Source organism: Castellaniella sp. GW247-6E4, assembly GCF_040276065.1.
Classification (GTDB): Bacteria; Pseudomonadota; Gammaproteobacteria; order Burkholderiales; family Burkholderiaceae_B; genus Castellaniella.
In genome coordinates, this window is record NZ_JBELOI010000004.1 from 1 (window position 1) to 17,595 (window position 17,595).

Consider the following 17,595-nt stretch of genomic DNA (forward strand, 5'->3'; position numbering starts at 1 on the left):
GAGCGCCCAAAACGGGCCTGTCGCGGTGAAAATCATCCCGCTTTTGGCCTATTTTTGAGCAATTTTTCTGCATTATGAAAACCGAGTCGATTGGGCTGGAAAAGCGGATTCTGAAATCGGCTTGATCAGACCTTCCCTAGATCATGTAGGGCGCTTGTCAATAAAATTATTGCTTGAAATCAACCACTTACACGGTATACTAATATTCCATAAATGCTAATTTATGCTATATAAATCGCATTAGAGTTCACTTCAGACTCAGCATAAGGCGAGTGCTGTGGTGATTGAGCACAGACAATCACAGTCAAGGGGCCACCACTCAACACTTTCGTGGTGATTGAAATCGAAGTAGGCCCGCAGCAGCATCAATTTGCCAACTTTAGTTCCGATGCCTACCAGCATCGATTGAATAGGCGATTAAAATGGAACTAAAGTCGGCTAGAACTTATATAATCTAGATTAAGATGTGTCTGTTAGCTATTGAAATAAAAGCACATACCACATTGTGAAATTATCCGCGTTTAGTTCTGCGCACTCCTCCGGCGCTAGAATTCAAAAGCAAGCTTCGGGGTGCGCCCGGCCACGGCCGGCGCTATCGTGGCCCTACCCAAACGACCGGACCCGGATCATGACCCTCACATCACACACCGCACGCGGGAGGCAGCCAGCCGACCGACGCGAGGCGCGCGCCACGCTGGACGATCCGCGCTGGGCGCAGGTCTTGGCGCGCGACCCCAAAGCTGACGACCATTTCTTTTATTCCGTCGACACCACCGGCGTGTTCTGCCGGCCGTCCTGCGGCGCCCGCACGCCGCGCCCCGAACATGTCCGGTTTCACAATAGCGCGGCCGCCGCCCTGGCCGCCGGTTTCCGGCCTTGCCGGCGCTGTCGCCCGGACTTACCGCCTTTGGCCGACCGCCAGGCGGCCCTGGTGGCCGGGCTGTGCCGCCGGATCGAGGCCTCGGAATCCCCCCTCACACTGCAGGCGCTGGCCAAGTCCAGCAGTCTGAGCCCCCACTACTTGCATCGGGTCTTCAAGGCCGTCACGGGCCTCACGCCCAGGGCCTATGGCGCGAACTGTCGTGCGCGGCGACTGCGCGAGGCCCTGTCCCCAGGGCGAGCCGGACCCTCGGTGACCGAGGCGATCTACGAGGCCGGCTACCCGTCCGGCAGCCGTTTTTATGAGGAATCGGACCGGGTATTGGGCATGGCGCCGCGCACGTACCGGGCGGGGGGCGCAGGCGTGACGATCCGTTTTGCCATCGGCCAATGCAGCCTGGGGGCGATCCTGGTGGCCGCCACGGATCGCGGCCTGTGCGCCATTCTGATCGGCGACGAGCCCGAGCCGCTGCTGCGCGACCTCGAGGACATGTTCCCCCGCGCCGATCTGCTGGGTGGCGACGCCGATTTTGAGCATCTGGTGGCGCGCGTGGTCGGGTTCGTCGAGGCGCCGCGCCTGGGCCTGGATCTGCCGCTGGATATCCAAGGGACGGTGTTCCAGCAGCGGGTCTGGGCCGCGCTGCGGGACATTCCGCCGGGATGCACGCTCAGCTATGCGGATCTGGCCCGCAAAATCGGCATGCCCGCCGCCGTGCGCGCCGCCGCCCGGGCCTGCGCGAGCAATCGCCTGGCGGTGGCGATTCCCTGCCATCGGGTTTTGCGCCAGGATGGGGGGCTGGCGGGCTATCGCTGGGGCGTGGACCGCAAACGCATCCTGCTGGAACGCGAACACGAGGAGGATGCCGCGTGAAAGGCCGTCGATTGTCATGCACCTTGCGCCTGCCGCCGGATTTTCGCGCCCAGGAGGTGCTGGCATTCCATCGGCGTGATCGCGAAGGCCTGGCCGAACGGGTCGAGGGCGACTGCATGCGCAAGGGCCTGGTCTGGCATGGTGAACCGGCTTGCCTGTCGCTGCGCCTCGCGGGCGGACGGGCGACGGCCGAATTGGCCGTGGACGGCGATGTTCACGGGTCCGCGGACGAATCCGCGCGGTTCGCGGCCATGCTGCGCCGCTTGCTGGGCCTGGACCAGGATATCGACGCCTTCGAGGCCCTATACCTCAGCCATCCCCTGATCGGCCCCCTGCTCGCGCCGCGGCGAGGTTTGCGCGTGCCCATGGCGGCCACGCCGTTCGAGGCGCTGACCTGGGCAATCACCGGCCAACAGATCAGCGTGGCGGTGGCCATTTCCCTGCGCCGCAAGCTCGTGCGGGCGGTCGACATCCGCCACTCCTCGGGCCTGTGGTGCCATCCTGATGCCACCGCGGCCGCCGCGCTGGACGAGGATATCCTGCGGGCCGCGAGTTTTTCGGCGGCCAAGGCTCGGACCTTGTCGACCTTGTCCCGTGCCGTCGCCGACGGCTCGCTACCGTTGGAAGACTGGCTGCGGGACCTGCCGATCGAGGCGATTCGCAGCGGCCTCCTGGCGATCAAGGGCATCGGCCCCTGGACCGTGGATTACGCGCTGCTGCGCGGCTTTGGCTGGCTGGACGGGTCGCTGCACGGCGACGTCGCCGTGCGGCGCGGCATTCAGGCCTTGCTCGGTGCCCCCGAGCGCATTGGCGAAGCCCAAGCCCGCGAATGGCTGCTGCCGTTCGCCCCCTGGCGGGCGCTGCTGGCGGCGCATCTGTGGGCGGCACAGTCCGACGCGGGCTATTGAAGCGGTTCGTCGCCTCGTTTCGCGGCGCCACCCGCCGGCCGCCTCCGTCGTTCGCACATGAGAATCGGCCGGGCGCTAAATCTGCTCGAAGCGGTCGTAGTGCCGTTGCGTGCGGACGTCCTCGTGCGTGACCTCGTCCACGCGCGCCATGGGTGGCCCCTGAAGCAGCCATGACAGCATCCGGTCCAGGGCGTCGTGCTCGCCCTGCAACAGGGCCTCGACGCGCCCGTCGTCCAGATTGCGCACCCAGCCGCCCAGTCTGAGCAGATGGGCCTGGCGCACCGTCGCCGCGCGAAAGCCCACGCCTTGAACCTTGCCACGGACCAGAACAGAGAGCGTTTCGACCTCGAGATGGGAAGACAGCGATTTCATGGGCGACATTCTATCCGCTTTGGCGCTGGGCGCGCAGCCGCCCCTCCCTGCATCAAAATCTGGTCATGCAAAGGGTTTTGCGCGAAATCGGTCATAAGGACATTACCCAACAATCGTTCCCGGGCTTGGTCGCTCCACCTAGAATGACGCGAATCGATTCATTTCCCGCCGCGCAAGGCCCGAGGCAATCATGAGCGCCAGCATATCCCCCATTCGCAAACATACCATCGCCATCGTCGGCGCGGGAACAGGTGGGATCTCGGTCGCCGCACGCCTGCGGCGCGCGCGGCCCGATCTGGACATCGCGATCATCGATCCGGCGCTCAATCACGACTATCAGCCCGCATGGACCCTGGTCGGCGGCGGTGCCTATCGGGCCGAGGACACCCGCCGGCCGCTGCGCGACTGCCTGCCTCTGGGCGTCCACCACATCGCACAGGCCGTGACGGCGCTGCTGCCCGACGAGCGGCGAGCCGAACTGGCGGACGGCTCCGCGCTGAGCTACGAGTACCTCGTGGTCGCCGCCGGCATCCAGTTGAACTGGGACGCCATCGAAGGCCTGAGCGAGGCCCTGGGCAAGGATGGCGTCACCAGCAACTATCGCTATGACCTGGCCCCCTATACCTGGGAACTGGTGCAGCGGTTCCGGGGCGGCACGGCGGTGTTCACGCAGCCCGCGGGCGCGGTGAAATGCCCCGGCGCCCCGCAAAAGGCCCTGTATCTCGCCGCCGACCATTTCCGCCGCAATGGCATCGGGGCCGTCCGTCTGCAGTTCCGCACGGCGGGTGCCGCGGTGTTCGGCGTGCCCTTTTATGCCCAGGCCCTGGACAGGATCATGGCCTCCTATGGCGCCCAGCCGCATTTCGGACAAAACCTGATCCAGGTCCGCGGGCCGGAAAGGATCGCCATCTTCGAGTCGATGATCGATGGCCGTGTCGTGCGCGAAGAGGTGTCCTACGATCTGTTGCACGTGGTGCCGCCGCAGAGCGCGCCCGATTTCATTCGCCGCAGTCCGCTGGCCGATGCCAGCGGCTGGCTGGACGTCGACAGACACACGCTGCGGCATGTCCGTTATTCGAACGTGTTCGGCCTGGGGGACTGCACTTCGACGCCCAATAGCAAGACCGCCGCGGCCATCAAGGGCCAGGCTCCCGTCCTGGTCGGCAACCTGCTGCGGGCGCTGCGCGGCGCGGGCAACACCGAAAGTTACGACGGTTATGCCGCGTGCCCGCTGACGACATCGGTGGGCAAGGTCCTGCTGGCCGAGTTCACCTATGGCGGCGCGATCACGCCGAGTTTTCCCGTCGATCCGCGCGTTCCACGCCGTGTGTATTGGTGGCTGAAGCGCTCGTTCATGCCGTGGTTCTACTGGAACATCCTGCTCAAGGGTCGCAGCCTGCCCGTCACGCACCGCGGCCGGGATTTTCCGGTCGGCATACCCTCCTCCATCCAACCCTGAGCGCCGCTGCCCGCGCGCGCAGGTGGTATCGTATGACGATCATTTCCCAATTTCCCAGAAGAAAGGACGTCGCGACATGGGCAGCATCGCATTGGTGACCGGCGCATCGGCCGGCTTCGGCACGGCCATATCCCGGAAGTTCGTCGAACTCGGCTATACGGTGATTGGCGCCGCCCGGCGCGCCGACAGACTCGAGGCGCTGCGCGCTGAGCTCGGCGCCGCGTTCCATCCGCTCGAACTGGATGTCAGCGACACCGGGTCGGTCGACCGCGCTTTCGAGTGGATTCAGGCCGGCTTTCCCCATCTCGACCTGCTGGTGAACAACGCGGGCCTGGCGCTGGGCGTGGCGCCCGCCCAGGAAGCGCGGATGGAGGACTGGGAGCGCATGATCGCGACCAACGTCCTGGGCCTGTCCCGAGTGACGCGAAAGGCCCTGCCAGGCATGGTCGAGCGCGACAGCGGTCACATCATCAACATCGGCTCGGTGGCTGGCAATTACGCGTATCCGGGCGGCAATGTCTACGGCGCCACCAAGGCCTTCGTGCGACAGCTCAGCCTGAACCTGCGCGCCGATCTGTGGGGGACACGGGTGCGTGTCACCAATATCGAGCCGGGGCTGTGCGGCGGCACCGAGTTCTCGGTCGTTCGCCTCGAAGGCGATGCCGAGCGCGCGGCCGCCGTCTACGAGGGCGTACAGTCCATCAGCGCCGAGGACATCGCCGAAACCGTGGCCTGGGCGGCGCTGCGCCCCGCGCACGTGAACATCAACAGCATCGAGCTGATGCCCGTGGCCCAGAGCTTTGCCGGGATGAAGATCCACCGGCAGAGCTGAAAAGACCCGACCCTCTCGGACGGGGGACGGGACGACGGTCGGCTTCAGCCTTTGAGCAGCATCACGGTCAGCGAGATCGGCTCGATGTTGCTCGTCCCTTTAAAAGGCCCGTCGTAGGCTGAAATCAGGAATAGCGTGGCGCCGAACCCCAGGGAAAACAGGCCCATCGACACGTACATCGGACGCTTGTGGGCCATGTGCAGCTCGGCCATCACGCAGGCCGAGACGAACAACAGCATCAGGACCGCGAACCACTTGGTGATGCTGACATGCTGGTGCGAGACGATCAGGCGCTGGTTGCGCGCCCGCTCGATCTCGAGGACGTAGCGCCGCAGCTCCTGGGCGGCGCGGCGCTGGCTGAATTCCTGAACGCTGCCTTCAACACTCACCGAGGTGACGACCAGGGCTTCGAGGAGGCTTTCGGCCGTATCGCTCGCCTGGCCTCTGGCCATCAGGGGCCATTCCTCCTCAACAACCTCGCGGATGTAGCGGTTGATGTCGGACAGGACCGCCTCGCGGGCCTCAGGGGCGAGGAAGCGCGCGATGCGCAAGGTGTCCGAGACCGCGATCGCCTCTTGTTCGACCGCATTGCGCCCCTTGGCATCGGTCTGCCAGACGTCGGCCGCGACAAAGGCGATCACCATTCCCGTAGGCAGCAAAATGCCCGAGAGCATGGTGCTGACGAGGTTCGCCCCGTGGCGCTCGGGCCAGATCCTGCGCAGCAGCCGCATCAGGCCAATCGAGCAGGCACCGATGACGCCAACCTCGACGACCGAGAGGACAAAGAGCGCCCAATCGGGCAGTTGATAAACGAACTCGAATAAAGGCATGGCTGGTCTCTCTTGACGCCCATGCGCCCTAAAGAATTTCCTGGATTCTCTCGAGGGGGCGGCACAGGCGAGTGCCCTTTTCGGTGACGACGAACGGGCGGTTCAGGAGCACTGGGTGCTGTTCGATCGCGGCCAGCAATTGCTCGTCGGACAGCGCGGGGGCGTCCAGGCCGAGGTCCTGGTAGACGGGCTCCTTGGCGCGCATGGCCTCGCGCACCGTGAGGCCGGCGGCGCGGATCAGCGCGCGCAGCTCATCCCCCACAGGCGGGGTCTTGAGATACTCGATGATTTCGACGGGCTGGCCACTGGATTCGATGGCCTGCAGGGCGCTGCGCGACGTGCCGCAACGTGGGTTGTGGTAGATTTTGATCATCTGGGTGGTCACTGGCATCTCGCATGACGGGATGCGTCATTATCCACGATCATTCCAGATTGATGAACAAGGAATATCCCTCCATGATGGATCACTATGACTGGACGACGCCCGATGGGCACAGGATCACGCCGATCACTCCCGATCAGGGGGGCGCCGAGCCGCGAGGCCGCGCGCCGGCCCCTGTTCGGCCAGAGCACCGGGAGCACGCAATGAAGGCACCGCATCGGTTCGCCGCGCGGGGGCGCGGCATCCTGGGTGCGGCGGCCTGCGCGCTGCTGCTCGCGGCCTGCGCGACGCCCAGCGACCGGATCTCGTTGATCCCCTCCGAGCTCGACCAGCAGACCAGCAAGGACGGCCTGTTCACGCAAAAGGTCGCATGGACCCATACCCGCCCGGGCTGCAAGGGCGAGTGTCCCAAGCTGGTCGTCGACTCGCTGGCCTTTCCGGGGCATCGCATGCTGACCGAGCTGGTCGACCACGCGCTGGTGACCATGACGTGGCTGGATCAGGACGAGCCCGTCCCCTACTTCACCATTGCCGAGTACGAGCCCTATTTCTGGAAGACCGCCGGTCCGCGCGACGAGACCTGGCTGCAGGCGCGTACGCGTTACCGCAATCGGCACATCACCGTCGTCGAGCTGAATGCGGGCCAGTATCGCACCGGCATGGCCCACGGAATCTCGGGGATCCAGTTTCTGAATTGGGACAATGACACGCGCAAGGCGCTTGCGTTGGACGACCTGCTGGCGCCGGGCGCGCGTCCCGCCTTCGATGAGGCCTTGCGCCGGGCGCATGCCCGTTGGCTGCAGGACAATCCAGCCGCACGCGAGGATCCCCAGAACTACAGCCGCCTCTGGCCGTTTCGTGCCACGGACAATGTCGCCATCACCGACCTGGGAGTCGTGGCCAAGTACCAGTCCTACCAGATCGCGCCCTATTCGTCGGGTCACCCAGAGCTGCTGATCCCCTACGCCGAGTTGCGGGGCATCCTGCGCCCACGCTACCTGCCGGCCGCCTGAGCGGCCAGGCGGGCGTGCGAGCGCCCTCCCCTTATTGGCCCGCCGGCGTGTCCTCGAAGCGGTCCAGGTCGAAGTAGCGGGAAAAAGAACTCTTGTCCTCTGCCCGCGGCTTGGAGGATTTGGCCGGCGGCTTCGCGGCGGCGGACGTGGCGGCATCGCCCGACTGGCGGCGCGCGGCGGCCTCCTGGTCCAGGGTCTGGAGCTTGGCGGCCAGCGCGCTGTGCTTGCCCCTGAGCGCCCAGTCCGCCGCCGTCTCACGCTGGGTATTGAACATGGTGGCGTCCGCCCCATGCTCGAGCAGCAGGCGCACCATGGGTTCGTTGCCCGACAGGGCGGCCATCATCAGGGGTGTGGTGCCGTCCGGTCCCGGCGCGTTGACGATGGCGCCCCGCTGGATCAGCAGGCGTGCGGTGTCCATCCGCGCCTTGGAGGCGGCGTAGTGCAAGGGTGTCCAGCCCAGGCGGTTGACCTGCGCGCCTGCGTCGATCAGCCCGGCCGCCCGCTCGGTCTGGCCCAGGATGCACAAGTACATCAAGGGTGTTTCATCGTAGGCGTTGGGTTGATCGATTTCGACCCCGCGCGCGATGCGCAAGAGATCGAATACCTTCCACGATTGGTCGCGAGCCGCTTGCGTCAGGGCCGGATTGCCGATGGCATTGAGGGCCGCGGGGTCGGTGCCCCGCTGCAGCATGGTCTGCACGGTCGAGAGATCGTCGCGGCGGATGGCCGACCACCAGTCGGCCGTCGGTTGGGCCGCGCGTGCCGCCCAGCCGATGGCCAGCAGGCACAACAGGAGGCTCCACGCCGCCAAAGATGAAATGCGATGGGGTGTTGGCGCGCTGCGCGCCTGTGTCTTGGTCATGAGAGCTCCTCGCAATCAAGTCGTGCGCCCAATTTTGCTGAACAAGGCAAAGAAATTATCGGTGCTCGCCTGGGCGATCGTGCTCGCCGGCACGCCACGCAGTTGAGCGATCTTCTCGGCCACGTGCACCACCTTGGACGGGTCGTTCTGCTTGCCGCGATACGGCACAGGGGCCAGGTAGGGGGAATCCGTCTCGATCAGCATGCGATCGAGCGGCACCTTGCGCGCCACGTCCTGCAAGGCGGTGGCGCTCTTGAAGGTCACGATGCCCGAGAATGAAATATAAAACCCCAGCGCCATGGCCGCCTGCGCCACCTCCCAGGATTCCGTGAAACAGTGCATGACACCCGTGTGGGCGCCCTCCTCGCGCATGAGGCGCAAGGTGTCCTCGGCCGCCGAGCGGGTGTGGATGATCAGTGGCAGCCCGGTCTCGAGGCTGGCGCGGATATGGGTGCGAAAACGGTCCCGCTGCCAGTCCAGGGGCTCGGCCAGGCGGTAATAGTCCAGGCCCGTTTCGCCGATGGCGACGACCTTGGGATGCGCCGCCCGCTCGAGCAGGTCCTGCAGGCTCGGCTCGGCCCCGTCGTCGTCCTCGGCGTCGTTGTCGGGGTGTACGCCCACCGAGGCGTGGAGGTTGGGCCGATCCTCGACCAGGGCCATCAGGCCGGGCCAATCCCGCAGGTTCACGCTGACGACCAGTGCGTGGCCAACGTCGGCGGCGCGCATGTCGTCCAGGATCGAGGGCAGACGGCCCGCCAGGTCGGGAAAATTCAAATGGCAGTGCGAATCGACATACATGGGAAGGTTCCGTGCATCAGGCGCCAATCGGGGCGGGGGCGCAGGCCTTGAGCAGCAGGGCCACCGCGTGATCGGCGAGGAAACGGGGGTTGAGCGCATGGCCCGAGAGCCGGCGCTGGCGGGCGAGCCAGTGCGCCGCCTCGGCGAGGCGGCGGGCATCCAGACGTGCGGCCAAGGGCTCGATGCGGGCCGCCTGGGCTGGAAAATACCGTGAAGGGCCGCCACCCGCCCTCAAGGCCAGGTCGACCAGCAGGCGCTGGAAGCCATCGACCCAGTCGGCGATCTCCTCGTCGGCGAGCGCATCGGCGAGATCGCCCGCCGTGCCGCGCCCTTCGCACAGCGCGAGGAAGCTCTCGAGCCAGGCCGGACAGGCCGGTCCGCCGGCGCGCGCGCGTTCGAGCGCCCGCAAAGGCGCCCCGCCGCAGGCCGACAGCCAGGCGTCGGCCGGCTCGACCCCCTGCGACTCGAGCCAGGCCCGCGCCGCGCCAGCGTCGGGCACCGGCAGCGGAAATCGGCGGCAGCGCGACACCAGCGTGGGCAACAGGCGGTCGGGCGCCTGGCCAGCCAGCAGGAATATGGTGTGCTCGGGAGGCTCTTCGAGGATTTTGAGAAGGGTATTGGCCGAGATGACGTTCAGGGCCTCGGCCGGGTACAAGACCGCCACGCGCCACCCGCCCCGGTGAGTCGCGGTGTTGAACCAGGGCAACAGTCCGCGGACCTGCTCGACACGAATCTCGCGCGAGGGTTGTTTTTTCTTGCCTTCGGCGGAGGGTTCGGCATCGGCGCCCCAGCCTTCGGCGAGCGCGGTCGCCTCGGGCCGGATCCGCCGCAGATCGGGATGATTGCCCGCAACCACCCAGCCGCAGGCCTGACAGGCGCCGCAGGCCAGACCGTCAGTGGGTGTCTCGCACAATAGCGCAGCCGCGCCGGCCAGGGCGAATTCGATCTGGCCCACGCCGCGCAGCCCGTGGATCAGCCACGCGTGGGCGTAGCGTTCGCGGTCGGCCAGCCACGCGCGCGCCGCCGTCACCTGCCAGGGCAGGAATCCACCGTCATGGCTCGGCGTGTTCACAAGCCCCCCGGGTCGCGGCCGTGCGATGCCAGCAGTGCGCGCAGCTCAGCGGCCAGGACGCCGCGGGTGTGGTCGATGCTCTGGGTCGAGTCGATAACCGTAAAGCGTTCGGGATGCGCGGCGACGCGTGCATGGTAGGCGGCGCGAGTACGCTCGAAGAAGGCGGCGCCCTCGCGCTCGAACCGGTCCGGCGCATCGCGCCCCTCGTCCAGGCGCTGGCGCGCGACCGCCAGCGGAACGTCGAACAGAAAGGTGCGATCGGGGGCGAACTCCCCCTGAACCCAGGCTTCGAGCGCCGCGATCGGGGCCGGCCCCAGGCCGCGCCCACCTCCTTGGTAAGCGTAGGTCGCGTCGGTGAAGCGGTCGCACAGCACCCACTGGCCACGCTCGAGCGCCGGCAGGATCACGGTGCGCAGGTGCTCGTTGCGGGCGGCGAACATCAGCAGGGTTTCGGTGCGCAAGTCCATGGGCTCGCGCAGCACCAGCTCGCGCAGGGCCTCGCCCAGCGCGGTGCCGCCGGGCTCGCGCGTGCAGACCAGTTCGATTCCCGCGCGGCGCAGGGCATCGGCCATCCATTGGACATGCGTGCTCTTGCCCGCGCCGTCCAGGCCTTCCAGCGTCAAGAAGCAGGCATTGCGGCGGTCGTCGCTCATTTGCGTTTCAGAATATATGTGCCCACGGCCCGGTTGTGGGCGGACAGATTGGTGGAAAACTCGCTGGTGCCATCGCCGCGCGACACGAAGTACAGGTAATCATGGCTTTCGGGATGCAGGGTCGCCGCCAGGGCCGCCTTGCCGGGGCTGGCGATCGGCGTCGGGGGCAGCCCGGGGCGGGTATAGGTGTTCCAGGGCGTGTCGCGTTCGAGGTCTTTTTTTCGGATTTTTCCCTGGTAGGCGTCCGCCATGCCGTAGATCACCGTGGGATCGGTCTGCAGCGGCATCCCCAGGCGCAGGCGGTTGACGAACACGCCCGCGATCCGGCCGCGATCGGCATCGTGTCCGGTTTCCTTTTCGACGATCGAGGCAAGGATCAGGGCCTCGTAGGGTGTGCTCAGGGGCAGGCCCGGGTCGCGCCCCGCCCAGGCGCGGTCGAGGGCTTGGCGGCCGGCCAGCACGGCCCGGCGCAGGATGTCGAAATCGCTGGTGCCCGGCGAAAAGACATAGGTATCTGGATAGAACAGCCCCTCGAGGGATTTCTCGTCCAGATCAAGCCGGTGCAGCAGGTCGGCGTCCGAGACCCCGTCCAGGGTCTGACGCACGTTGGGATCAGTGCGCAGGGCCGCCCGGATCTGGGCGTAGGTCCACCCCTCGGGGAAGGTCAGCCGGACTTGCGTCATGTCGCCGTTGGCCATGCGCTCGAGCAGGCGCCAGGGCGTGTCCCCACGGCGCGCCTCATAGGCGCCCGCCTTGAGCTGCTTGTCCAGGCCGCTTAGGCGGGCCAGCGCCACGAAGGCGTCGGACTGGATCTCGATGCCCGCGTCCCGCATGGTCTGAGCGATCTGGCGCGGCGTGCTGCCCGAATCCACGACGTAATCGGCCACCTCGCCCGCCATGGGCACCGCCTGGCGCCAGCCCCAGTAGGCCGATCCGAGCAGGCCCGCGGCAATCGCCGCCAGCAACAGGACCAGTCCCCAGAGGAACACGCGTTTGATGGTTCTCATGGGCGCCAGTTTAACCGAGCCCACCGGAGGCGATGCGCGGAATTGCAGTCATGCCCCGCCCACGCGTCCGGGTTCGCATGCGGTCTCGCGGCGGGACGGCTATCATGGGAACTGTATCGCCCATCCCATGTGTTCAATGAGTGAAATATCGATGTCCGAGTTATCCCGCCCGGCCTGCTCCCGACTGGACGACCTTGCGATTCTCGCCCTCGAGGGGCCCGACGCCGAGGCGTTCCTGCACAGCCAGATCACCAATGCCGTCCAGGGCCTGCCCGATGACCACGCGCGGCTCGCCGCCTACTGCTCGGCGCAAGGCCGCATGCTGGTCAATCTGGTGGTGTGGCGCGCGGGGCCCGAGGCCTTTCGCCTGATGCTGGCACGCGATCTGGCCGAGACCGTCGCGCGGCGCCTGAGCATGTTCGTGTTGCGCGCCAAGGTGCGCATTTGGCGCGAGGACGGGCTTCATGTCCACGGCTGCACAGACTCGGACGACGCCCCCGTCATGGCCCCTTGGATGCGCTGCCAGGACGCCGATGGCGACTGGATTGCCGCACCCTCGCATGACGCCCGGGCCCGGGCCTGGCGGGTGTCCGATCGGCCCCTGAGCGTCGATCCGGACGGCGGCGCATGGCATGCGGCCGACCTGGCGGCGGGCCTGCCCTGGATCCGCGCGGCCACCCAGGATCTGTTCCTGCCGACCGCGCTCGACATGGATTTGAACGGCGGCATCGACTTCGGCAAAGGCTGCTACCCAGGCCAGGAGGTCATCGCACGGGCGCATTACCGGGGCGCGGTCAAGCGGCGCATGGCCTATGGCACCGCAACCTGGCCCGAGGGGCATCCCCTGCCCCAGCCGGGCGACGACCTGTTCGAGGCCGGCGGCGGCGAACGGCCCGTGGGGCGCGTGATTGATCTGGCGAGGGTCGCGGACACTGTCCACGCCGCCGTCGAAATCACCTTGTCGGACTGGCCGGCGACGCGTTATGCCCTGGCCTCGCCCGGCGGGCCCGCGCTGAGTCTCGTGCCGCCACGGGCCGCGGCGCCCGCCTGATCAGCGCTCGTAGAGCTTGAGCACGCTCGAGAAGTCCAGGCCGCCATGCCCCTGGGCGCTGAGCATGGCGTACAGGTTGCGCGCCAGCCCGCCCAAGGGCGTGGCGCTACGGCTCTGGACAGAAGCCTCGGTGGCCAGGCCCAGGTCCTTGAGCATCAGATCGACCCCGAACCCGCCGCTGTAGCCCTTGGAGGCCGGCGCGTGCTCCATGACACCGGGCCAGGGGTTGTAGAGCTCGGTCGCCCAATTTCGACCCGAGCTCTTGGCGATGATGTCCGACAGCACCTTGGGATCAAGGCCGTTCGCAACCCCCAGGGCCAGCGCCTCGGCGGTGCCCGCCATCAGGATGCCCAGCAGCATGTTGTTGCAGATCTTGGCCACCTGCCCCGCCCCCGCCGCTCCCGCATGAAAGATGTTTTTGCCCATGGCCCGCAGGTAGGGCTGCGCAGCCTCCAGGTCGGTGGCGGCACCGCCCACGATGAAGGTCAGCGTGCCGGCCACCGCGCCGGCCGTGCCGCCCGAGACCGGCGCATCCAGCATCCGGATGCCCACGGCGATGGCCGCCGCCGAAACCTTGCGCGCCGACTCGGGCGCAATGGTGCTGCACTCGAGCACCAGCGTGCCCCGGGCGATTGCGCCGAGCAGGCCTTCTTTGCCGAGATACAGGCCCTCGACGTGGCGGCTGGCGGGCAGCATCGTGATCACGAGCTCGGCACCGCGCACCGCGTCGGCAGCGCTGGCCGAGGCCTCGGCGCCGGCCCCGGCAAGGGCCTGCACCGCCGCCGGCACCAGGTCGAATACCTTGAGACGGTGGCCCGCCTCGAGCAGGTTCGACGCCATGGGCGCGCCCATGTGGCCCAGGCCGATGAATGCGATATGGCTGCTCATGCGTGATCTCCTTGGGGTTTAGTGCGTGCGCGGCGGCCGCCGGTGCCCGAGGCTTGGTTCAGGCCTGGAGGTCGGCCAGCGGATGCGGTTGGCCCTCGGGCCATGGGCGGCGAAAAAATCGCTCGACCCACCGTGCATCGGCTTGTTCGTGGGTGGCGGGCCGCCATCGCGGCGATTTGTCCTTGTCGATCAGCAGGGCCCGGATGCCTTCCTGGAAATCGTCCTCGGCCGTGCAATGCAGCGAGATGATGTATTCCTCGCGAAACACATCGGCAAGCGACAGTGGCCGCATCCGCTCGATCAGTGTGTGGCTCAGCCGCGCCGAGCCTGGCGAGCCGGCGGCAAACGTCGCGGCTGCGCGGGCGAGCCACGGGTCCTCGTGGCCAGTCCAGGCCCGGATCCCGGCGCAAACTTCGGCGAAGTCCGCGCGATCGCAGGCGGCCCGGATCGCATCGAAATGGATTTGCAAGGGCCCCGGGACCAACGGCTCGGGATCGGGCAAGCCGTCGATGAGGCGATCGACCTGACCCGCACGCGCCTCGACATCCGTGCTCCAGGAGGTGGCGGCCAGGGCGGCGCGCAGGGCCTCCAGGCCCGTGGACCGGCAGGCGCGATCGGCCAACCCCAGGCGCAGGCAGTCCGACGCGCCCAGTTGCGCCCCCGTGAGCGCGAGAAAGACGCCGATTCCACGCGGCAGGTGACTGAGCATCCAGGTGCCCGCCACGTCCGGATACAGGCCGATGGCGACCTCGGGCATGGCGAAACGCGTGGTCTCGGTCACGATGCGGTGGCTCGCACCCATCATCAGGCCGACGCCCCCGCCCATCACGATCCCATTGCCCCAGCAGAGCAAGGGCTTGCGATAGCGGTGGATGAGGAAATCGAGACGGTACTCCACCTCGAAGAAGCGCCGGGCATAGGGGTTGCCCCAGGCCTCGCCGCTCTTGTTCTCGAGCATGGCGCGATACAGGCTGTGCAGGTCGCCGCCGGCGCAGAACGCCTTGCCGCCCGCGCCGTCGAGCAGGACGGCCGCGATGCTTGGATCGTCCTGCCAGGCCCGCAGGCGCGCATCGAGCTGCTCGCACATGGCCAGCGACACGCCGTTGAGTGTCTGCGGGCTGTTCAGGGTCGCCAAACCGATGCGATGGTTGCTGGCGGCTTCGAGTTCCTCGAACACGATGAGGTCGTTCATCTGAGATCGGCTCCGTTCTCGAGCACCTGGCGGGCAACGATCAGGCGCATGATTTCATTGGTGCCCTCGAGAATCTGGTGCACGCGCGTGTCGCGCACCAGGCGCTCGAGGGGATAGTCCTTGAGGTACCCATAGCCGCCGAGGATCTGCTGGGCATCCAAGCAGCATTGGAAGCATAGATCGGTCGCCAGGCGCTTGGCCATGGCGCAATAGGACGAGGCCTGGGGGTCGTCCGCGTCCAGCCGGGCCGCCGCCAGGCGGACCATCTGGCGCGACGCCACGATATGGGTCAGCACGTCCGCCAGCTTGAACTGGAGTGCCTGGAAATCGGCCAAGGGGCGGCCGAACTGGCGGCGTTCGCCCATGTGGCGGCGCGCCGCCTCGTAGGCGCCTTGGGCCGCGCCCACCGAACAGGTCGCGATATTGATGCGCCCGCCGTCGAGGCCCCGCATGGCGAGCTTGAAGCCTTCGCCCTCGGCGCCCAGGCGGTTTTCGGCGGGGATGCGCACGTCGTCGAAAGCGATCGGCCGGGTGGACTGGCTGTTCCAGCCCATTTTGTGTTCCTTGCGACCGTACCGGATGCCCGGCGTGTCGGCGGGCACGGCAAAGGCCGAAATGCCGCGCGCGCCCGGCCCCCCCGTGCGCGCCATGACGACCAGCAGGTCGGTGTCGCCGGCCCCTGAAATAAAGGCCTTGGCGCCATCAATGGCGTAGCCCCCGCCCTCGCGCCGCGCCCGCGTGGACAACGCCGCCGCATCCGAGCCCGCGTTGGGTTCTGTCAGGCAATAGGAAGCGAGCTTTTCGCCCGTGGCGAGCAGCGGCCCCCAATGGTCGCGCACCGCGGGCTGCGCCCACTGGCCGACCATCCAGGTGGCCATATTGTGGATGGTGATGAAGGCCGTGGTAGAGGGATCGACGGCCGCCATTTCCTCAAACACCAGAGTGGCATCCAGCCGGGGCAGGCCCAGCCCGCCGATGGATTCCGAGGCATACAGGCCGCAGAACCCGAGCTCGCCCGCCTTGGCGAAGGCGGCTCGCGGAAAGACGCCGTGCTCGTCCCAGTACGCCGCATTCGGGGCCAGCTCACCCTGGGCGAACTCGCGCGCGGCTTGCGCAAAAGCGTGTTGTTCCTCGCTGAGGCGAAAATCCATGTCGCGGGTCTCCGGATCGACAGGCCCTAAACTGTAACACCGGGACACGCCAGACCCCAAGCCCTCCTGGGCGCGCGTATCCGGGCACTCAGTCTCGCGACGAGCGACCGGCCGGCGCCCCGGCGTCCGCGGCTTTGTGGTCGGCGCGGCGGCGGCGGGACTCCAGGGGATCGAATACCAGCGGGCGATAGATTTCGATCCGGTCGCCGGCGCGCAAGGCGCGTTCGGGCGCGCAGAGCTCGCCATAAATGCCGACCGGGGGCATCGGATCGGCGTACTCGGGATGATGCCGCGCGAAACCGCTACGCGCGATGGCCTGCGCCACGGTCGCGCCGGGCGGTAGATCGAGGTCTTCGCGCCAAAGGCCGGTTGGCGCCGCGAACACGAGGCTGACACGCATGGCGCTCAGGCCCCGTAGACCACGCGCGCGCGCTGCGTGAACGAATCGATGAAACTCGTGGCGATCCGGTTGAACACCGGGCCGATGACGGCCTCGAGGGCGCGGCTCGCGAATGCGTACTCCATGGTGTAGAGAACCTTGCAGCCCTCCCCTCCCAAGGCCCGAAAGGCCCAGTGCCCGGTCAGATTGGAGAACGGGCCATCGACCAGGTGAAAAACGATGCGATCGGGGAATTCGTGCTCGTTGCGGGTGGTGAAGCTCTGGCGTATCCCCGCGAAGCTGATGCGCAGGGTCGCCTGCATGCCCTCGTCATTGCGCCACTGCACCTCGGCACCAGCGCACCAGGGCATGAACTCGGGATATCGGGCGACATCCGCCACCAGGTCGAACATCTGCTCGGGGCGATAGGGAACCAGGACTGAACGCTGTACGGTATGCATCGATAAACAGGAGGGATGGGATAGAATTGAAGGATTTTAGCGGCCCTGGCCCGATGGACTCATGAGCATTGTAGATAATCGCAAGGCGACCCACGACTATTTCATCGAAGATCGCTTCGAGGCGGGGCTCGTGCTCGAGGGTTGGGAGGTCAAGGCGATCCGCGCCGGGCACGTGCAGCTCAAGGAAAGCTACGTCATCGTGCGCAATGGCGAGCTCTGGATCATCGGCATGCACATCAGCCCCCTGCCCACCGCTTCGACGCACATCCACCCCAACGCCACCCGCACCCGCAAGCTGCTGCTCAAGGCCGACGAAATCAGCAAGCTCATCGGCAAGGTCGAGCAGCGCGGCTACACCCTGGTGCCCTTGAACCTGCACTACAAAAATGGCCGCATCAAACTCGATTTCGGACTGGGACGCGGTAAAAAGCTCCATGATAAGCGGGACTCGGCGCGTGACAAGGACTGGGCGCGTGAAAAAGAACGCCTCATGAAGCACGACACCCGGCGCGGCCGGGCCGACTGAGCCGCCGGC

20 protein-coding genes are annotated in these 17,595 nt (G+C 66.9%); 7 read left to right on the forward strand and 13 right to left on the reverse strand.

Annotation, left to right across the window (positions count from 1 at the left end):
* Nucleotides 1–628 precede the first annotated feature (628 nt).
* Both ada and ABS761_RS06280 read left to right on the forward strand, forming a co-directional pair.
* A complete protein-coding gene (gene ada, locus ABS761_RS06275; RefSeq protein ID WP_350407278.1) occupies nucleotides 629–1,750 on the forward strand; it encodes a bifunctional DNA-binding transcriptional regulator/O6-methylguanine-DNA methyltransferase Ada in 1,122 nt (373 codons plus the stop codon).
* Nucleotides 1,747–2,658 carry a DNA-3-methyladenine glycosylase family protein gene (locus tag ABS761_RS06280; protein ID WP_350407279.1) on the forward strand — a complete coding sequence of 304 codons (912 nt, stop codon included), beginning with the start codon at nucleotides 1,747–1,749 and terminating at the stop codon, nucleotides 2,656–2,658. Before ada ends, ABS761_RS06280 begins: the two co-directional genes overlap by 4 nt.
* Nucleotides 2,659–2,733: 75 nt before the next feature.
* On the opposite strand, the gene ABS761_RS06285 is transcribed toward ABS761_RS06280, so the two are convergent.
* Nucleotides 2,734–3,030, reverse strand: coding sequence for an acylphosphatase (locus ABS761_RS06285; RefSeq protein ID WP_350407280.1), 297 nt, complete (start codon nucleotides 3,028–3,030; stop codon nucleotides 2,734–2,736).
* Nucleotides 3,031–3,220: 190 nt separating this feature from the next.
* On the opposite strand from ABS761_RS06285, the gene ABS761_RS06290 reads away from it, so the two are divergent.
* Nucleotides 3,221–4,489: an NAD(P)/FAD-dependent oxidoreductase gene (locus tag ABS761_RS06290; protein ID WP_350407281.1), complete on the forward strand. Its 1,269-nt coding sequence runs from the start codon at nucleotides 3,221–3,223 to the stop codon at nucleotides 4,487–4,489.
* 76 nt (nucleotides 4,490–4,565) lie between these two features.
* Nucleotides 4,566–5,321, forward strand: coding sequence for an SDR family NAD(P)-dependent oxidoreductase (locus ABS761_RS06295; RefSeq protein WP_350407282.1), 756 nt, complete (start codon nucleotides 4,566–4,568; stop codon nucleotides 5,319–5,321).
* A gap of 44 nt (nucleotides 5,322–5,365) precedes the next feature.
* On the opposite strand, the gene ABS761_RS06300 is transcribed toward ABS761_RS06295, so the two are convergent.
* Together ABS761_RS06300 and arsC are read right to left on the reverse strand one after the other, a co-directional pair.
* Nucleotides 5,366–6,151, reverse strand: coding sequence for a bestrophin-like domain (locus ABS761_RS06300; protein WP_350407283.1), 786 nt, complete (start codon nucleotides 6,149–6,151; stop codon nucleotides 5,366–5,368).
* A gap of 28 nt (nucleotides 6,152–6,179) precedes the next feature.
* Nucleotides 6,180–6,524, reverse strand: coding sequence for an arsenate reductase (glutaredoxin) (gene arsC / locus ABS761_RS06305; protein WP_350407489.1), 345 nt, complete (start codon nucleotides 6,522–6,524; stop codon nucleotides 6,180–6,182).
* A 212-nt stretch (nucleotides 6,525–6,736) separates the two neighbouring features.
* On the opposite strand from arsC, the gene ABS761_RS06310 reads away from it, so the two are divergent.
* Nucleotides 6,737–7,546 carry an RsiV family protein gene (locus ABS761_RS06310; RefSeq protein ID WP_350407284.1) on the forward strand — a complete coding sequence of 270 codons (810 nt, stop codon included), beginning with the start codon at nucleotides 6,737–6,739 and terminating at the stop codon, nucleotides 7,544–7,546.
* A gap of 31 nt (nucleotides 7,547–7,577) precedes the next feature.
* Here the strand turns inward: ABS761_RS06310 and ABS761_RS06315 are convergent, their stop codons facing one another.
* The 5 genes from ABS761_RS06315 to mltG are packed head-to-tail and all read right to left on the reverse strand — an operon-like array spanning nucleotide 7,578 to nucleotide 11,938.
* Nucleotides 7,578–8,408, reverse strand: coding sequence for an ankyrin repeat domain-containing protein (locus ABS761_RS06315; protein WP_350407285.1), 831 nt, complete (start codon nucleotides 8,406–8,408; stop codon nucleotides 7,578–7,580).
* Nucleotides 8,409–8,423: 15 nt separating this feature from the next.
* Nucleotides 8,424–9,206, reverse strand: coding sequence for a TatD family hydrolase (locus ABS761_RS06320; protein ID WP_350407286.1), 783 nt, complete (start codon nucleotides 9,204–9,206; stop codon nucleotides 8,424–8,426).
* Between the two features lie 16 nt (nucleotides 9,207–9,222).
* A complete protein-coding gene (gene holB, locus ABS761_RS06325; RefSeq protein WP_350407287.1) occupies nucleotides 9,223–10,278 on the reverse strand; it encodes a DNA polymerase III subunit delta' in 1,056 nt (351 codons plus the stop codon).
* Nucleotides 10,275–10,931, reverse strand: coding sequence for a dTMP kinase (tmk, locus tag ABS761_RS06330; protein WP_350407289.1), 657 nt, complete (start codon nucleotides 10,929–10,931; stop codon nucleotides 10,275–10,277). The genes holB and tmk overlap by 4 nt, the downstream gene beginning before the upstream one ends.
* The gene (gene mltG, locus ABS761_RS06335; protein WP_350407290.1) at nucleotides 10,928–11,938 is read right to left on the reverse strand and encodes an endolytic transglycosylase MltG; all 1,011 of its coding nucleotides are present in this window, start codon (nucleotides 11,936–11,938) and stop codon (nucleotides 10,928–10,930) included. Before mltG ends, tmk begins: the two co-directional genes overlap by 4 nt.
* Before the next feature lie 151 nt (nucleotides 11,939–12,089).
* On the opposite strand from mltG, the gene ygfZ reads away from it, so the two are divergent.
* Nucleotides 12,090–12,989, forward strand: a complete 900-nt coding sequence (ygfZ, locus tag ABS761_RS06340) for a CAF17-like 4Fe-4S cluster assembly/insertion protein YgfZ (protein WP_350407291.1) — start codon at nucleotides 12,090–12,092, stop codon at nucleotides 12,987–12,989.
* On the opposite strand, the gene mmsB is transcribed toward ygfZ, so the two are convergent.
* The 5 genes from mmsB to ABS761_RS06365 all read right to left on the reverse strand — a co-directional run bounded on the left by mmsB (nucleotide 12,990) and on the right by ABS761_RS06365 (nucleotide 17,060).
* Nucleotides 12,990–13,877, reverse strand: coding sequence for a 3-hydroxyisobutyrate dehydrogenase (gene mmsB, locus ABS761_RS06345; RefSeq protein ID WP_350407292.1), 888 nt, complete (start codon nucleotides 13,875–13,877; stop codon nucleotides 12,990–12,992).
* A gap of 58 nt (nucleotides 13,878–13,935) precedes the next feature.
* Entirely contained in the window at nucleotides 13,936–15,069 is a 1,134-nt protein-coding gene (locus ABS761_RS06350) for an enoyl-CoA hydratase/isomerase family protein (RefSeq protein WP_350407293.1), read from the reverse strand.
* Nucleotides 15,066–16,220 (reverse strand): acyl-CoA dehydrogenase family protein, encoded by a 1,155-nt coding sequence (locus tag ABS761_RS06355; protein WP_350407294.1) that lies wholly within the window; start codon nucleotides 16,218–16,220, stop codon nucleotides 15,066–15,068. The genes ABS761_RS06350 and ABS761_RS06355 overlap by 4 nt, the downstream gene beginning before the upstream one ends.
* Nucleotides 16,221–16,308: 88 nt before the next feature.
* Complete coding sequence (locus ABS761_RS06360; RefSeq protein WP_350407295.1) at nucleotides 16,309–16,620, reverse strand: RnfH family protein; 312 nt, start codon at nucleotides 16,618–16,620, stop codon at nucleotides 16,309–16,311.
* A gap of 5 nt (nucleotides 16,621–16,625) precedes the next feature.
* Nucleotides 16,626–17,060, reverse strand: coding sequence for a type II toxin-antitoxin system RatA family toxin (locus ABS761_RS06365; protein ID WP_350407296.1), 435 nt, complete (start codon nucleotides 17,058–17,060; stop codon nucleotides 16,626–16,628).
* A gap of 61 nt (nucleotides 17,061–17,121) precedes the next feature.
* Here ABS761_RS06365 and smpB point away from each other — a divergent pair, with 61 nt between their 5' ends.
* Entirely contained in the window at nucleotides 17,122–17,586 is a 465-nt protein-coding gene (gene smpB, locus ABS761_RS06370) for an SsrA-binding protein SmpB (RefSeq protein ID WP_350407298.1), read from the forward strand.
* Nucleotides 17,587–17,595: the final 9 nt, after the last annotated feature.

What these genes read in the sequence shown, in the direction of transcription:
- ABS761_RS06365 (WP_350407296.1), bottom strand. Translation starts at nt 17,060, where the DNA reads ATGCATACCGTACAGCGTTCAGTCCTGGTTCCCTATCGCCCCGAGCAG.
- ABS761_RS06355 (WP_350407294.1), bottom strand. Translation starts at nt 16,220, where the DNA reads ATGGATTTTCGCCTCAGCGAGGAACAACACGCTTTTGCGCAAGCCGCG.
- ABS761_RS06290 (WP_350407281.1), top strand. Translation starts at nt 3,221, where the DNA reads ATGAGCGCCAGCATATCCCCCATTCGCAAACATACCATCGCCATCGTC.
- ABS761_RS06315 (WP_350407285.1), bottom strand. Translation starts at nt 8,408, where the DNA reads ATGACCAAGACACAGGCGCGCAGCGCGCCAACACCCCATCGCATTTCA.
- mmsB (WP_350407292.1), bottom strand. Translation starts at nt 13,877, where the DNA reads ATGAGCAGCCATATCGCATTCATCGGCCTGGGCCACATGGGCGCGCCC.
- ygfZ (WP_350407291.1), top strand. Translation starts at nt 12,090, where the DNA reads ATGTCCGAGTTATCCCGCCCGGCCTGCTCCCGACTGGACGACCTTGCG.
- smpB (WP_350407298.1), top strand. Translation starts at nt 17,122, where the DNA reads ATGAGCATTGTAGATAATCGCAAGGCGACCCACGACTATTTCATCGAA.
- ABS761_RS06320 (WP_350407286.1), bottom strand. Translation starts at nt 9,206, where the DNA reads ATGTATGTCGATTCGCACTGCCATTTGAATTTTCCCGACCTGGCGGGC.
- ada (WP_350407278.1), top strand. Translation starts at nt 629, where the DNA reads ATGACCCTCACATCACACACCGCACGCGGGAGGCAGCCAGCCGACCGA.
- ABS761_RS06350 (WP_350407293.1), bottom strand. Translation starts at nt 15,069, where the DNA reads ATGAACGACCTCATCGTGTTCGAGGAACTCGAAGCCGCCAGCAACCAT.
- mltG (WP_350407290.1), bottom strand. Translation starts at nt 11,938, where the DNA reads ATGAGAACCATCAAACGCGTGTTCCTCTGGGGACTGGTCCTGTTGCTG.
- arsC (WP_350407489.1), bottom strand. Translation starts at nt 6,524, where the DNA reads ATGATCAAAATCTACCACAACCCACGTTGCGGCACGTCGCGCAGCGCC.
- tmk (WP_350407289.1), bottom strand. Translation starts at nt 10,931, where the DNA reads ATGAGCGACGACCGCCGCAATGCCTGCTTCTTGACGCTGGAAGGCCTG.
- ABS761_RS06300 (WP_350407283.1), bottom strand. Translation starts at nt 6,151, where the DNA reads ATGCCTTTATTCGAGTTCGTTTATCAACTGCCCGATTGGGCGCTCTTT.
- ABS761_RS06310 (WP_350407284.1), top strand. Translation starts at nt 6,737, where the DNA reads ATGAAGGCACCGCATCGGTTCGCCGCGCGGGGGCGCGGCATCCTGGGT.
- ABS761_RS06295 (WP_350407282.1), top strand. Translation starts at nt 4,566, where the DNA reads ATGGGCAGCATCGCATTGGTGACCGGCGCATCGGCCGGCTTCGGCACG.
- ABS761_RS06360 (WP_350407295.1), bottom strand. Translation starts at nt 16,620, where the DNA reads ATGCGTGTCAGCCTCGTGTTCGCGGCGCCAACCGGCCTTTGGCGCGAA.
- ABS761_RS06285 (WP_350407280.1), bottom strand. Translation starts at nt 3,030, where the DNA reads ATGAAATCGCTGTCTTCCCATCTCGAGGTCGAAACGCTCTCTGTTCTG.